This is a genomic window from Pedobacter sp. (assembly GCF_035566355.1).
In the GTDB taxonomy this organism is placed as follows: Bacteria; Bacteroidota; Bacteroidia; order Sphingobacteriales; family Sphingobacteriaceae; genus Pedobacter.
In genome coordinates this window covers 1-15,537 of record NZ_DATMRL010000641.1, presented here as the reverse complement: position 1 = coordinate 15,537, position 15,537 = coordinate 1, and the positions used below count along the sequence as shown (strand labels likewise).

The window sequence follows — 15,537 nt, the reverse complement described above, 5'->3', positions numbered from 1 at the left end:
ATACTTATGCAGAGGAAGATTTGCATAAAATATTTGGAATCTATGGCGAGGTGAAAAATGCGAAATCCTTGGCCAGGACTATTGTTACTGCAAGGGCATCGGCGCCAGTTATAACTCTTGCTGAATTTAAAAAAACGATTGCGGCTCACATTCCTAAAGGGAAAGAGCATAAATATATGGCGCAGGTTTTTCAGGCCTTGCGTATTGAAGTAAATGGAGAGATTGATGTATTGGAGCGTTTTCTGGAGCAAACGGCAGATGTCATAAAGCCTGGCGGCCGCCTGGTGGTGATGTCATACCATTCGCTGGAAGACAGACCTGTAAAGAATTTTATTGCTAAAGGTAAGTTTAGAGGGGAGGTGGAAAAGGACTTTTATGGAAATCAGCAAAAGCCTTTTAGCGTAATTACCCGAAAAGCGATTATGGCAGATGAAGAAGAGTTGATCAGGAATACGAGATCCAGAAGTGCAAAACTTAGAATCGGAGAAAGAATATGAGTAACCGCTTCAGAGAAGATATAGAGGAAGAAGAGCCAGAGCCGGAAGAAGAACCGGTGTTGAAGGTAAAAAAGGAAAAAGTAAAAAATCCGGAAAGTGGAAAGACGTTTTTTACAAAGCTTTTTACTGAAGGCGTAGTGACCAAGGAAGCTGCAACGGAGATGTTGCCGTTTTTGTTGTTTATATCCTTTTTGTGTATGCTGTATATAGCAAACAGCCATATGGCTGTGAAGAACATAAGAAGTATAGATAAATTAAATAAAGAAGTAAAAGAACTAAGCTGGGAGTATAAGTCCTTAAAAGCAGATCTGATGTTTAAAAGTAAACTGACAGAAGTTGCTAAAAAGGTAGATACTCTTGGTATAAAAGAATTAACGGCGCCGCCAAAAAAAATTGTAGTAGGTAACGATGAACATTAGAGCGAACATATTATTGCGTGTTTATCTGGCTTTTGGCCTGATTGTACTGTTTGCCGTGGCAGTACTGATCAGGCTATGCGATGTACAGTTTGTGGAGGGACATAAGTGGCGTGCCATGGCCGACAGTCTCTCTACAAAGTATGTCAATGTGGAGGCGGCACGCGGTAATATTTATTCTAATGACGGAAGTTTACTGGCTACTTCTGTTCCTGAGTACGAACTTAGAATGGACCTGTATGCCGGAGGGATAGAAGACCGGGATGTTTTTAATGGAAAGGTGGATTCGCTGGCCTTGCGCCTGTCACAGTTTTTTGGTGATAAAACACCTAAAGAATATTCAAGGTACCTGCGGTCTGCAAGGCAGGACAGTGTTCGTTATCTATTGATTAAACGTAAAGTGAATTATCAGGATCTAAAGACCATCCGGACATTTCCTCTATTTAATATAGGTAAATATAGCGGTGGATTGATCGCTATTCAGCAAAACAAAAGGATTCTGCCATTTAAGTCTCTTGCTGCAAGGACTATTGGATATAAGAATGAGAATGTAGCCAACGGTGTTGGTCTGGAAGGGACCTTCGGGAATTATATCAATGGAGAAAGTGGAAAGAGATTGGTACAGCGTATTGCCGGAGGGGTTTGGATGCCTGTAAACGATGAGGCAGAGATCGCACCGAAAGAGGGCGCAGATATTATATCTACCATAGATATTAATATGCAGGATCTTGCTCAAAGTGCTCTGGAAAAACAATTGATTGCGAGCGATGCAGATCATGGTTGTGTGATCTTGATGGAAGTAGCTACAGGTGAAGTACGTGCAGTAGCTAATTTCACCAGGGTGGCTAAAGGAGAGTACAAGGAAACTTTTAACTATGCCATTGCTGGAAACCAGGATCCAGGTTCGACATTTAAAGTGGCCTCATACATGGCCTTGCTGGAAGATAAAAAAGTAGATACCAATACGCTTGTAGCTACTGGTAACTATAAAGTCCCAGGACATTTGATTAAGGATTCACATGGTAGTATTGGTGTGGTTACGGTGAAAAAGGCATTTGAAGAGTCTTCTAATGCGGCTATTGCTCAAATGGTGGATCAACACTATAAGGAGAATCAGGCGCAGTTTACGGATCATTTGTATGACTGGCACTTAAATGAGAAGTTACGCCTTCAGATTCCCGGAGAAGCACAACCTGTAGTTAAAAACCCAAAAAATAAAAGCTGGAATAAGAATCTGACGCTGCCTCAAATGGCTTATGGTTACGAAATGCAGTTAACACCTTTAAAGATGCTTTCTTTCTACAATGCCATTGCTAATAATGGAAAATACGTTGCACCCATTTTTGTGAAAGAGATCAGGAGATTAGGAAATCCTATAGAGCAGTTCAAAGCCCGTGTAGTTAATCCTAAGATTTGTTCTGATGAAACCCTGGAAAAGATGCATGCATTGTTGGAAGGTGTGTTTACAGAGGGAACCGGAAAGAGTTTAGCTTCTCCTTTTTTTAGAATTGCTGGTAAAACAGGTACTGCACAGGTAGCAGACGGCAATAAAGGTTATAAAGCTAAAAAACAGTACCAATCTTCTTTTTGTGGTTATTTCCCGGCAGATCATCCTAAGTACTCTTTAATTGTAGTCATTAATGATCCTAAAGGCAGTTATTATGCGGCATTGGTTGCGGGTCCTCCTTTTAGAGAAATTGCAGACAGGATTTATGCCAGTGACATGCAGATGTATAATGAAGTTTCAGATCGGTTGGTTGGAAATACAAAAAGTCCGGAAGCAAAGTCAGGACAGACCAAAGATGTTAAAAGGGTATATAATGCTTTTGGTATTAAGGCTTTGTATGCTGCCAAATCAGACTATTTCAATAGTGTAGATACGAGTAATGGGGTTGTTTATGAGGAATACAGCGCGGTTAAGGGGGCAATGCCGAATGTAAATGGTATGGGCTTAAAGGATGCATTATACTTAATTGGTAATGCCGGATTGAAAGCTCAGGTTAAGGGCAGTGGAAAAGTGGTGAGTCAATCGATTCCCGCGGGAAGTAAAATTGGAAAAGGATTATCAGTACAAATAGAATTGAAATAAGATGCAGTTGCAGGAAATATTATATGGAGTAGCTATAACAGAACTGGTTGGATTAACCAACAGGGAAGTTGGTGCGCTAACATTTGATTCCCGTCAGGTAGCGAAAGGATCTGTATTCTTCGCCATTAAAGGAGCATTGTCTGACGGACATTCCTATATTGCCCAAACTGTTGAGGCAGGTGCAGAGGTGATTGTTTGTGAGGAGATGCCATCGGAATTAAAAGAAGGAATAACCTATATACAGGTAGAGGATTCGCATATTGCTTTAGGTAAAGCGGCATCCAATTTTTATGAGCATCCTTCGGCGGGATTAAAGCTGATTGGAATTACAGGGACGAATGGTAAGACAACCATTGCTACATTGCTGTTTAAATTGTTCAGGGCTTTGGGCTACAATGTAGGCCTGATTTCAACTGTTCAGAATCAGATTAATGAGGAGATTATTCCGGCGACACACACCACGCCGAATCCAATTGCATTGAATGAGTTGTTGCAAAAGATGGTGCGTAGCGGATGTGACTTTTGCTTTATGGAGGTAAGTTCCCATGCGGTTGCCCAACATAGAATTGAAGGCCTGGACTTTACAGGAGCGGTGTTTTCCAATATTACGCATGATCATCTGGACTTTCATAAAACATTTGAAAATTACCTGAAGGCCAAAAAGGCATTTTTCGATGCTTTGCCCAAATCGGCTTTTGCATTAACAAATGCCGATGATAAAAATGGGATGGTTATGCTGCAAAACACCAAAGCTTTAAAGAAAACATATGCTTTAAAGCAATTGGCCGATTTTAAAGCAAGAATTATTGAAAATAAATTTAGCGGGTTAAATCTGGATATTGATCATGTAGATGTTTTCTTTAAACTCGTAGGTTCTTTTAATGCTTACAACCTATTGGCTGTATATGGAACGGCTGTTTTGTTGGGTGAGGACAAATTTAATGTCCTGACGTTGTTGAGTAATCTTACCGGTGCTGAGGGGCGTTTTGACTATGTGAGCAATAAACTCAATATTATTGGTATTGTGGATTATGCGCATACCCCTGATGCAGTACAGAATGTATTGAGCACCATTCACGACATTAGAAAGGGGACAGAGCAGGTCATTACTGTTATTGGTTGTGGTGGCGACAGGGATAAAACCAAACGTCCGATTATGGCGCAGGTGGCTTGTGACTGGAGTGATAAGGTAATTCTGACTTCTGATAATCCGAGAACTGAGGATCCGCTTTCTATTGTGCAGGATATGGAGGCTGGCGTTTCACCAACAAACAGACGTAAAACGCTAACTATAGTTGACAGAAAAGAAGCTATAAAAACAGCCTGCCATCTGGCTAAGCCCGGAGATATTATTCTGCTTGCTGGAAAAGGACATGAAAAATACCAGGAAATAAATGGTGTAAGACATCATTTTGATGATAAGGAAATATTATTGGAACAACTAAACCTCATTAGCTAATGTTATACCATTTATCAGAATATCTTCGTCAGCATTATGATATCCCCGGATTGAGGTTGTTTCAATACATTACCTTCAGGACTTCGCTTGCCATTATTATTTCCTTAATTATTACGACCGTATATGGTAGAAGGTTAATCAATTATCTGCAGAAAAAACAGGTAGGAGAAACGGTCAGAAACCTTGGATTGGAGGGTCAAATGCAAAAGCAGGGAACACCAACGATGGGAGGGCTTATTATTTTATTAGGCATTTTAGTTCCTACATTATTATTGGCCAATTTGACCAATGTATATGTCATTTTAATGATTGTAACCACAGTCTGGATGGGAGCTGTAGGTTTTCTTGATGATTATATTAAAGTCTTCAGAAAGAACAAAGAAGGGCTTGCAGGCAAGTTTAAGATTGTTGGGCAAGTTGGATTGGGATTAATTATTGGTTACACCATGTATTTTAATCCTAATATTGTGGTCCGTCAAACCGTTTCTGATACTGAAAAACCAACTTCCACTGCCCCGATCATATTAAGAGAAAAGGGGGGGAGTTACTATTATACCCAGGATGTAAAATCTACAAAGACGAATGTTCCTTTCTATAAGAAAAATGAATTTGATTATGCCAAAGTGTTGAAATTCACTGGGAAGGGTTATGAGAAATATGCACTAGCTGTATTTTTGTTATTTACTGTGGTGATCATTACCGGTGTGTCTAATGGTGCTAATATTACAGATGGAATTGACGGCCTGGCCACGGGGACCTCGGCCATCATAGGTATTACGCTTGGCTTATTGGCTTATGTTTCTGGTAATACAGTAATTGCAGATTATCTGAACATTATGTATATCCCGAATTCAGGAGAGCTGATGATTTTTGCCGGTGCTTTTGTGGGAGCCTGTGTTGGCTTCTTGTGGTACAATTCTTATCCTGCGCAGGTATTTATGGGAGATACAGGAAGTTTGGCTATCGGTGGCATCATAGCAGCCTTTGCTATTATGATCAGAAAAGAATGGCTGATCCCTGTACTTTGCGGTGTATTTCTGATTGAAATACTCTCGGTGATGATACAGGTTAGCTATTTTAAATATACAAAAAGGCGTTTTGGGGAAGGAAGACGGGTCTTCTTAATGTCTCCTTTACATCACCATTACCAGAAAAAAGGCTATCATGAAGCTAAGATTGTAACCCGTTTCTGGATCATCAGTATTTTGCTTGCTATTATCACTATTGTAACCTTAAAAGTAAGATAATGGAAAAGCATAGGATCGTAATTTTAGGAGCAGGTGAAAGTGGAGTAGGTGCAGCAATCCTTGCCAGGAAGCAGGGTTTTGACGTTTTTGTATCTGATCTTGGATCTATTGCCGAGCGTTATAAAACGATGCTGGAGGATCTGGGCGTGTCTTATGAAGAGAAGCAACATACGGAGGAACTGATACTGGATGCTACAGAGGTGATCAAGAGTCCTGGTATTCCCGGAACAGTACCTTTGGTGAAGCAACTAAGGGCTAAAGGGGTTCCGGTAATTTCTGAAATAGAGTTTGCAAAACGTTACACTCAGGCCAAAACTATTTGCATAACGGGCTCTAATGGGAAGACAACAACGACTATGCTTACCTATCATATTCTGAAGAAGGCAGGGTTGAATGTAGGATTGGCTGGTAATATTGGCAATAGCTTCGCGGCGCAGGTAGCGACAGAGAATTTTGACTGGTATGTACTGGAGATCTCCAGCTTTATGCTCGATGACATGTACCAGTTTAAGGCGGATATCGCCGTGTTATTAAATATTACTCCGGATCATCTGGATCGCTATGAGTATAAACTGGCCAACTATGCTGCATCTAAAATGAGGATCGTTCGGAATCAGACTGCTGAGGATTATTTTATTTACTGCGCAGATGATGAGGAGACCCTGAAAGTGTTAAAAAACACAAAGGTCGATTCCAGGCAATACCCTTTTTCTATCCATAAAAAAATTGAGGAGGGTGCCTATTTAGAGGGGAACAACTTACATATCAATATAAACCAAGAGGATCAATTAACCATGTCTATTTCAGATTTAGCCTTGCAAGGCAAGCACAACATCTACAACTCTATGGCTTCGGGAATCGTAGCCAAAGTGCTGGATATCCGGAATGCAACCATTCGCGAAAGTATGGGCGATATTAAGAATATCGAACATCGGCTGGAGCACGTGGCCAAGATCTCTGGTGTTGATTATATCAACGATTCGAAGGCAACCAATGTAAACTCTACGTGGTATGCCCTGGAAAGTGTGAATCCACAGATAATCTTGATTATGGGTGGCGTAGACAAAGGTAATGACTATGAAATGCTTCGGGAATTGGTGCAGGATAAAGTTAAGGCAATTATATGTCTGGGTAAAGACAATAAACGTATACACGAGGCTTTTGAAGGTGACGTTGAAGTGATTGTAAATACATTTTCTGCACACGAAGCTGTGCAGGTTGCTTATCATCTGGCTAAAAAGGGAGATACTGTATTGTTGTCTCCTGCGTGTGCAAGTTTTGATTTGTTTAAAAATTATGAAGACCGTGGGAATCAATTTAAGATGGCCGTGAAAGAACTATAAAGATATGACTGCTGTTCAGACGCTTTTAGAAAAAACCAAGGGAGACAGATGGATCTGGCTGATCATTATTCTGTTGTCTCTGATCTCTATACTTGCCGTTTATAGTGCAACAGGTACACTGGCCTATAAACAAGGGAAAACTGTGGAGAAGCTCTTGCTCACCAAGCACTTGATCTTTGTGGTGATGGGGATCGGTATGATCTATATTGCGCATTTACTGGACTATAAATATTATGCGGGAATTTCTAAAGTATTGATGATCATAACTATTCCGCTGCTGATTTATACCCTTATTTTTGGAACAAATCTGAATGATGCCTCCAGATGGGTAAAGATTCCAATTATCGGTTTGACCTTTCAGACTTCCGATTTGGCGAAATTGGCATTGATTACATTTCTTGCCAGAACATTGACTAAGAAACAGGAGAATATAAAAGATGTAAAGAAAGCCTTTATTCCTATTATGGCTTCTGTTTGCGCGGTGTTTGTTTTGATTGCCCTTGCAAATATGTCTACTGCACTGATGTTGTTTGGCGTAAGTATATTGTTGCTGATCATTGGAAGAATAAGTATTAAACAAATTTCTATTGTATGTGCCGGAGGTCTCGTCCTTTTGGTTCTTGTTGCGATGTTGGGTCCAAGAAGAGAAACGTACAAATCAAGGATCAATACCTTTTTACATCCTGAGATGCAGCATTCTGATAAAACTTATCAGGCTGATCAGGCAAAAATTGCACTGGCTGCGGGTGGTGTATTTGGAAAAGGACCAGGAAACAGTACACAACGTAACTTTTTACCGCATCCTTATTCGGATTTTATTTTTGCCATAATTGTTGAAGAATATGGTCTTTTTGGTGCAATGATCATTATTGTGCTTTATCTGATCCTGCTTTACCGGTGTATAAGGATTGTCACGCAAAGCCCTAAAGCATTTGGTGCTTTACTGGCAGCAGGGCTGAGTTTTAGTTTAACTATTCAGGCTTTTGCTAATATGGCTGTTGCGGTTGGTTTAGGCCCTGTTACTGGTGTTCCGTTGCCATTAGTGAGTATGGGAGGAACATCCATGATCTTCACCAGTATTGCATTTGGTATTATTTTAAGTGTAAGCCGTGATATTGAGGAAAATGGTAAAAAGGGCAAGGATATTGAAGAAGAAATTAATAACAAAGTTATTGTAGGTGAGATTCCTGCAATGTAATATTTAGAGAGATGGAACCAACGAGAATAATTATTTCAGGTGGCGGAACCGGAGGACATATCTTCCCGGCGATTGCGATTGCCAATGCGCTTAAGCGTATGGAGGAAGGCTGTGAAATTTTATTTGTTGGCGCAGCGGGCCGTATGGAGATGGAGAAAGTTCCAGCTGCCGGATATAAGATCGTAGGCTTGAATATTAGTGGTATGCAGCGGGGCTCGATACTTAAAAATCTTTCCTTGCCTTTTAAGATGATCGGGAGTTTAAATAAAGCTTTAAAACTGATTTCTGAATTTAAACCGGATGTTGTGGTTGGGGTTGGTGGTTATGCTTCGGGACCGTTATTATATGCAGCGTCTTTAAAGGGTATTCCTTATTTGATACAGGAACAAAATTCCTACGCCGGAATAACCAATAAATGGCTTGGAAAAAAAGCCGCCAAAATATGTGTGGCATTTGACCATATGGATCAGTTCTTTCCTGCATCGAAAATTCTTAAAACAGGAAATCCAGTGAGGAAAGAAGCCGTTGATGTTTTTAATAAACATTTTGCAGGTGCAGAGTTGCTGAAGTTAGATCCTTTAAAGAAAACCATTCTGGTTACTGGTGGAAGCCTTGGTGCCGGAACACTGAATAAAAGTATAGAAAAACATTTACAGGAGATCCTGAATCAGGATGTTCAGCTGATCTGGCAAACTGGTAAATACTATTATCAAGGAATTATTGAGCGTCTGGGGGAGAATACCCATCCTCAGGTTAGAATCCTGGAATTTTTAAATAGAATGGACCTCGCTTATGCTGCGGCAGATGTGATCATTTCCAGGGCCGGGGCGGGAACTATTGCAGAGCTCTGTCTGGTCAAAAAACCGGTTATTCTGGTGCCTTCTCCGAATGTAGCAGAAGACCATCAGACTAAAAATGCATTGGCGCTGGCGAAGAACAACGCGGCAATCATTATTACCGATCGCTCAGCAGAAGACACCCTGGTTGATGAGGCGCTGTCTTTATTGAAGAATACGGAGAAGTGTGCCGAATTGTCGCTGAACATAGGAAAAATGGCTCTGGCAGAGGCGGATGAACAAATCGCCGGAGAAGTTTTAAAGTTAGCAGGAAGGAGAACGAATTAAATGGAACTGGAAGCAATAAAAAGGGTGTATTTTGTAGGGATCGGAGGAATCGGAATGAGTGCGCTTGCCCGCTATTTTGCTAAACGTGGCTGCCTGGTTTGCGGCTATGACAAAACCAGGACCAATCTCACTATCGATCTGGAACGGGAGGGGATCTTAATTTCTTACATGGATGATGATTCTGCTTTGCCAGTCAGTTTTCATGAAAAACATGAAGATACTTTAATTGTATATACTCCTGCCATTCCTAAGAATTCGGTGTTGATGCATTATTTCAAACAACGGGGATTCGCATTGAAGAAACGTTCCGAAGTATTGGGAATCATCAGTAAAGGACAATTCTGCATTGCAGTAGCGGGTACACATGGTAAAACTACAACCTCTTCTATTGTTGCCCACATTCTGACTCACAGCGGCTTTGGGTGTACGGCTTTTCTTGGGGGAATAGCGACCAACTATAACAGTAACTTTCTTTTAGGAGATAATCATGTGGTTGTGGTTGAGGCAGATGAATATGACAGATCATTTTTAACCCTTCATCCTGACCTTGCAGTAATTACCTCTATGGATGCTGATCATCTTGATATTTATGGAGACTCTTCAAGCCTGCAAGAGTCCTTCCATTTATTTGCAAGTCAGCTTAAACCAGAGGGGACTTTATTTGTGAAGGCAGGCCTGCCTATTACTGATGGAATTACCTATAGTCTGGATAAATATGCTGATGTAAGCGGATTAAACATCCGGGTAGAGCAGGCACATTTTGTGTTTGATTATCATTCTGAGGCGCAGAATATCAACGGCCTGAGTTTAATGTTGCCTGGTAAACACAATGTGGAAAATGCGGTTGCTGCCATTTCTATTGCGCTAAAACTGGGGATTGCCCCTGAAAAAATAAAAGAGGCGGTGGCTACTTTTAAAGGCGTGAAAAGAAGATTTGAATACATTGTAAATTCTCCTGGGCATATTTATATTGATGATTATGCTCATCATCCGGAAGAATTAAGGGCTTGTTTTGATGCCGTTAGACAATTGTATCCGGATAAAAAGCTAACGGTTATTTTTCAGCCACATTTATTTACCCGTACCAGAGATTTTGCAGACGATTTTGCCCAGGTTCTTGGTACCGCTGATGATTTGATCCTGTTGGATATATATCCAGCAAGGGAACTTCCTTTGGAGGGGATAGATTCACAGATGCTGCTGGATAAAATTAACCTGGTATCAAAAGCACTTTATGGAAAAGCAGGGGTACTGGATAGGATTAAAAACAAACAACCCGAGTTGCTTTTGACTGTTGGGGCCGGAGATATAGATACGATCATACAACCTCTAAAAACAATATTGAGCCATGCTTAAAAGGATCAATTGGACATCGGTTTTGAAGGGGCTGGCCTGGGTAGTTTGCCTGGCCGGGGTGGTTGTGCTGATGAGTTTTGTGGGTGTAAAGAAGCATACCGTGAAATGTACCAATGTGAAAATCTTAATTCCAGGGGCTGATAACTTTATAGAACGTGAAGAAATTGATGCGATCCTGAAGCAGAGTCAGGGAACATTAATTGGCAGAAAGCTGGAAGGTATTAACCTGAACGATATAGAACAAAAAATTAAATCCAATCCTTATATCGCTTTTGCAAAAATTTATGCGGACATGGATGGGGTGATTCACATCGAAATCAAGCAACGGCAACCTATTTTGAGAGTGATCAATGCGGGTAGCCAGGATTTTTATATTGACAGAAACGGTCTTAAAATGCCGGTATCTGCAAACTTCACTGCGAATGTACTGGCTGCTAACGGGAATATAAGCGAGCCTTTTGGTGGTAGGCTGGATACCTTGAAAACACAATTGGCCCAGGATTTGTACAAGACGGCATTGTTCATTAAAAGTGATACGCTTTGGGATGCGCAGATTGAGCAGATTTTTGTAGATGAGAAGAAAGATATTGAACTGGTACCAAGAGTTGGCAATCAGCGTATTATTTTGGGAAATGCAGATTCGTTGGAAGTTAAGATGAGGAATCTGCTTACATTTTATAAGAAAGCTATGCCTAAGGTAGGCTGGGATACCTATAAAACAATTAATATTAAATACACCAATCAAATTGTGTGCGAAAGGAACAAGCTGGATTCACTCGCTCCAAAAGTATATAAAGCACCTGAAATACGGAGAGATAGTGCTCCTGCAACCAAGAAAGTTATTGACTCTATGGTGTTGGATGCTATTCTTCAGGAAGAGGGTGCAAAACCACCTCCGGCAGTAAAAGCAAAAGTTAAAACAGATACCAAGAAAAACAAATAGTAATAAACTCAACAATCAATAATATAGTTATGGGCAAAGAAAAATCTACCATGCAGTCTCCAATAGTAGTAGGCCTTGACATCGGTACTACTAAGATCTGTGTAATCGTCGGTCGCAGGACGCAACACGGTAAAATTGAAGTACTGGGTATAGGGAAAGCAGAATCTGCGGGCGTAACACGCGGTGTGGTCTCCAATATTCAGAAGACGGTCCAGGGTATTTCTCAAGCTGTTGAGGTAGCCAGCGGTCAATCCAACGTGGAGATACGTGTGGTGAATGTTGGTATTGCAGGCCAGCACATCAAGAGCCTCCAGCACCGAGGGATCCTTACAAGAAGAGAGTTAAATAATGAAATAGGTAAAAAGGATATCGACAAGCTCATCGATGATATGTTCAAACTGGTTATGCCCCCGGGAGAAGAGATCATCCATGTTTTGCCGCAAGAGTTTACTATTGACAACGAACCAGGGGTTAAAGATCCCATCGGTATGGCGGGAGTGCGTTTGGAGGCGAACTTCCACATCATATCGGGACAGGTGACTGCGGTTAAAAATATTATGCGATGTGTGTCCAACGCAGGACTGCAGACACAGGAATTAATTTTAGAGCCTCTGGCTTCTTCTGAATCGGTGTTGAGCGAAGAGGAAAAAGAAGCTGGTATAGCTCTGGTTGATATTGGCGGTGGTACAACAGATATTGCGATCTTCCATGAAGGTATCATCCGCCATACGGCAGTGATTCCATTTGGTGGAAACAGCGTAACTGAAGATATACGTGAAGGTTGTTCTGTAATGAGGAATCAGGCGGAATTGTTAAAAACCCGGTTCGGTTCTTCGCTCGCAGAAGAAAATAAAGAAAACGAGATCATCTGTGTGCCGGGATTAAGAGGCCGCGAGCCGAAAGAGATTTCTGTAAAAAACCTTGCTTATGTAATCCAGGCCCGTATGGAAGAAATCATTGAGCATGTTTATTATGAAATCAAGTCGTCTGGTTATGAAAAGAAACTGATTGGTGGTGTCGTGATTACCGGAGGGGGCGCTTTATTGAAGCATTTGTCTCAATTGGTGGAATATGTAACCGGATTGGACTGTCGTGTAGGCTATCCAAACGAGCATTTGTCCAAATATGAAGATATGCCGAAGACCATCTATGATGATCTGAAAAGTCCAATGTACGCAACTAGTGTGGGTTTATTGATCAAAGGAATTCAGAAAGCTGAGGAGTTGATTGAAGAAATGAAGCAGCCAGGTGTATACGTAGAAAAACAACAGGAAGTAAAAGAGAAAAGTAAGCGAAGCGGGGGTGGACTTTTTGATAAGTTATTGGCTAAGACTAAAGACTTTATCAAAGATGATATGAATGTGAGCGATGAAGATTATATTAAACCGTAATATTTTTCCACAAAACATGATTTTTCCACATTTCTAACAATTGTGGAAAACGCCTGTTAAAAAAGTGTTAATATTACAGGGAGAGATGAACAGGTACAGCTAATTTTTAAATAACTGATTCATAAAGATATGCAGTTCGAAATGTTAAAAGATAAGTCATCAATCATCAAGGTTATTGGTGTTGGTGGCGGTGGTGGTAATGCGGTAAACCATATGTACCGTCAGGGAATTACTGGAGTGGACTTTATTATTTGTAATACCGATGCTCAGGCATTGGAATTTAGTCCTATCCCAAACAAGGTTCAATTGGGCGCAAGTTTGACGGAAGGAATGGGCGCAGGCTCTATTCCTGAAGTGGGAAAAAACTCTGCTATTGAGAATATAGACGACATCAAGCAGATGTTGGGCAGCACAACGAAAATGTTGTTCATCACAGCGGGAATGGGTGGGGGTACCGGTACCGGTGCAAGCCCTATTATTGCCCAGGCTGCTAAAGAATTGGATATACTTACCGTTGCGATTATTACAACGCCTTTCTCTTTTGAAGGAAAGCGTCGTAAAATGCAGGCGGAAGATGGATTAGATGAACTGAAGAAATACGTGGATTCCTACCTGGTCATCTCTAACGACAGGCTGCGCGAAATCTTTGGTAACCTAACTTTGGGGTCGGCATTTGCCCAGGCAGATGATATTTTAACAACTGCCGCTAAGGGGATTGCTGAGATCATTACTGTACCTGGATACATTAACGTGGATTTTAAAGATGTGCGTACCGTCATGAAAGACAGTGGTGTTTGTATCATGGGTAGCTTTGCCTGCGATGGTGAGAACAGGGCTCTTACAGCTGTAGAGGGTGCTTTAGCCTCCCCATTGTTGAAAGATAATGAAATTGAAGGGGCAAGATATATCTTGTTAAATATCAGTTCTGGTGTTCGTGAAGTAACCATGGATGAAGTGACTATTATTACAGACTATATTCAGGACAAAGCGGGTCTTTCTGCTGATCTGATTTGGGGTAACTGTATTGATGAGAGTCTGGAAGATAAATTATCTGTAACTATTATTGCTACTGGTTTCCAAACTACAGAGCAACGTGCGCATGATAAGAAGAATGTGAAGAAGATTTCTCTTCTGACACCAGAAGAGGCCCCATTGATCAAACCGGTAGAGCCTGTAAATTCTTTTATTGAGCCTAGGGTCCAGCCGGTTTCCAGCGAACCCGTTTTAAAGGCTAAAGAGGAAATTAAACAATCTGACCTTTTTGGAGATTTGTTTAATGGAAACAGGACCAGAAAGACTGAAGAGCCCGAAAATGCTGTAATCAGGCATACGCTTGTAGAAGAGGAGAAACCCTCTGCAGAAACACAGCAGGAATCAGGTTTTGAGTTTGAAATAAAACTTGCCGAAACAGATTTTGTTTTTGAAACCCCTGCAGCAAGTTTTGGTACGCCGGTTTCACAGCAACAACCTGAACCAGTAAAGGAAATAGGTTTGGATGATGATAAAAACGATGAATCTATAGAAGACCAGTTAAAGAAATCTAAAGAAAGGATTTTGAGGTTAAAGGATTTAAGTATGAAACTGCGTACCACCAATGGTTTACAGGAGCTCGAGAATGAACCAGCTTATAAACGTAAACAAATGCAGTTACAACAGGTTCAGCATTCTTCAGAGTCCCAGGTTTCCAGATTTACCTTAAGTAATGATGAAGATGGGACTACAGAGATCAGACCAAATAATTCGTTCCTGCACGATAATGTTGATTAATACACAACTGAAATAAAAGAAAGCCTTAGCAAAACCACTGTTAAGGCTTTTCTCGTAAAAATGATTTGAGTAAATTTGCAGCAAAAAATAAGTTAACTTAACAACATATAGAATTGGATATTTTTGAAAAGATAGCGAAGCATATGGGCCCCATCGGGCAGCACCAAAAATGGTCACATGGCTATTTCTCTTTCCCAAAATTAGAGGGAGAGATTGCGCCGCATATGAACTTCAGGGGGAAAGAGCATTTGGTATGGAGCCTGAACAATTACCTTGGTCTGGCCAACCATCCTGAGGTAAGAGAGGCAGATCAGAAAGGAGCAACGGATTTTGGGATGGCCTATCCAATGGGTGCCAGAATGATGTCTGGTAATTCTAAATACCATGAACAACTGGAACAGGAGCTGGCAGCTTTTGTTGGTAAACCCGATGCTTTCTTGTTGAACTTTGGTTACCAGGGAATGGTATCTATTATTGATAGCCTGGTAGACCGTAACGACGTCATCGTTTATGATGCGGAATCGCATGCCTGCATTATTGATGGCCTCAGACTCCATATGGGAAAACGTTTTGTTTATAAACATAACGATATTGAAAGTGCAAGAAAGCAACTGGAACGTGCTACAAAACTGGTTGAACAAAGTGGTGGGGGGATTTTGCTGATCACTGAAGGTGTTTTTGGTATGTCTGGTGCTCAGGGGAAACTT

At 41.0% G+C, this 15,537-nt stretch carries 13 protein-coding genes; all 13 read left to right on the top strand.

Annotation, left to right across the window (positions count from 1 at the left end):
- Positions 1-497, top strand: a 497-nt coding sequence (mraW, locus tag VNZ46_RS25205; protein WP_325563766.1) for a 16S rRNA (cytosine(1402)-N(4))-methyltransferase, incomplete at its 5' end; no start/stop codon positions are given.
- Positions 494-916 (top strand): FtsL-like putative cell division protein, encoded by a 423-nt coding sequence (locus VNZ46_RS25200; RefSeq protein ID WP_325563764.1) that lies wholly within the window; start codon positions 494-496, stop codon positions 914-916. The genes mraW and VNZ46_RS25200, both read left to right, overlap by 4 nt.
- Complete coding sequence (locus VNZ46_RS25195) at positions 906-3,002, top strand: penicillin-binding protein (protein ID WP_133780146.1); 2,097 nt, start codon at positions 906-908, stop codon at positions 3,000-3,002. The genes VNZ46_RS25200 and VNZ46_RS25195 overlap by 11 nt, the downstream gene beginning before the upstream one ends.
- 1 nt (position 3,003) lies before the next feature.
- Positions 3,004-4,461, top strand: coding sequence for a UDP-N-acetylmuramoyl-L-alanyl-D-glutamate--2,6-diaminopimelate ligase (locus tag VNZ46_RS25190; protein WP_325563762.1), 1,458 nt, complete (start codon positions 3,004-3,006; stop codon positions 4,459-4,461).
- On the top strand, positions 4,461-5,708 hold the full coding sequence (gene mraY, locus VNZ46_RS25185; RefSeq protein WP_133780148.1) for a phospho-N-acetylmuramoyl-pentapeptide-transferase: 1,248 nt from the start codon (positions 4,461-4,463) through the stop codon (positions 5,706-5,708). The genes VNZ46_RS25190 and mraY overlap by 1 nt, the downstream gene beginning before the upstream one ends.
- Positions 5,708-7,051, top strand: coding sequence for a UDP-N-acetylmuramoyl-L-alanine--D-glutamate ligase (gene murD / locus VNZ46_RS25180; protein WP_325563760.1), 1,344 nt, complete (start codon positions 5,708-5,710; stop codon positions 7,049-7,051). The genes mraY and murD overlap by 1 nt, the downstream gene beginning before the upstream one ends.
- Before the next feature lie 4 nt (positions 7,052-7,055).
- Positions 7,056-8,249 (top strand): FtsW/RodA/SpoVE family cell cycle protein, encoded by a 1,194-nt coding sequence (locus VNZ46_RS25175; protein ID WP_133780150.1) that lies wholly within the window; start codon positions 7,056-7,058, stop codon positions 8,247-8,249.
- A gap of 11 nt (positions 8,250-8,260) precedes the next feature.
- Entirely contained in the window at positions 8,261-9,373 is a 1,113-nt protein-coding gene (murG, locus tag VNZ46_RS25170; RefSeq protein ID WP_325563757.1) for an undecaprenyldiphospho-muramoylpentapeptide beta-N-acetylglucosaminyltransferase, read from the top strand.
- On the top strand, positions 9,374-10,729 hold the full coding sequence (gene murC, locus VNZ46_RS25165; RefSeq protein ID WP_325563755.1) for a UDP-N-acetylmuramate--L-alanine ligase: 1,356 nt from the start codon (positions 9,374-9,376) through the stop codon (positions 10,727-10,729).
- Complete coding sequence (locus VNZ46_RS25160) at positions 10,722-11,672, top strand: cell division protein FtsQ (RefSeq protein WP_325563753.1); 951 nt, start codon at positions 10,722-10,724, stop codon at positions 11,670-11,672. Before murC ends, VNZ46_RS25160 begins: the two co-directional genes overlap by 8 nt.
- 29 nt (positions 11,673-11,701) lie before the next feature.
- Positions 11,702-13,063, top strand: a complete 1,362-nt coding sequence (gene ftsA / locus VNZ46_RS25155; RefSeq protein WP_133780154.1) for a cell division protein FtsA — start codon at positions 11,702-11,704, stop codon at positions 13,061-13,063.
- A gap of 129 nt (positions 13,064-13,192) precedes the next feature.
- Positions 13,193-14,830 carry a cell division protein FtsZ gene (gene ftsZ, locus VNZ46_RS25150; RefSeq protein WP_325563751.1) on the top strand — a complete coding sequence of 546 codons (1,638 nt, stop codon included), beginning with the start codon at positions 13,193-13,195 and terminating at the stop codon, positions 14,828-14,830.
- 113 nt (positions 14,831-14,943) lie between these two features.
- Positions 14,944-15,537: aminotransferase class I/II-fold pyridoxal phosphate-dependent enzyme (locus tag VNZ46_RS25145; RefSeq protein ID WP_325563749.1), on the top strand; the 594-nt coding region annotated here is incomplete at its 3' end.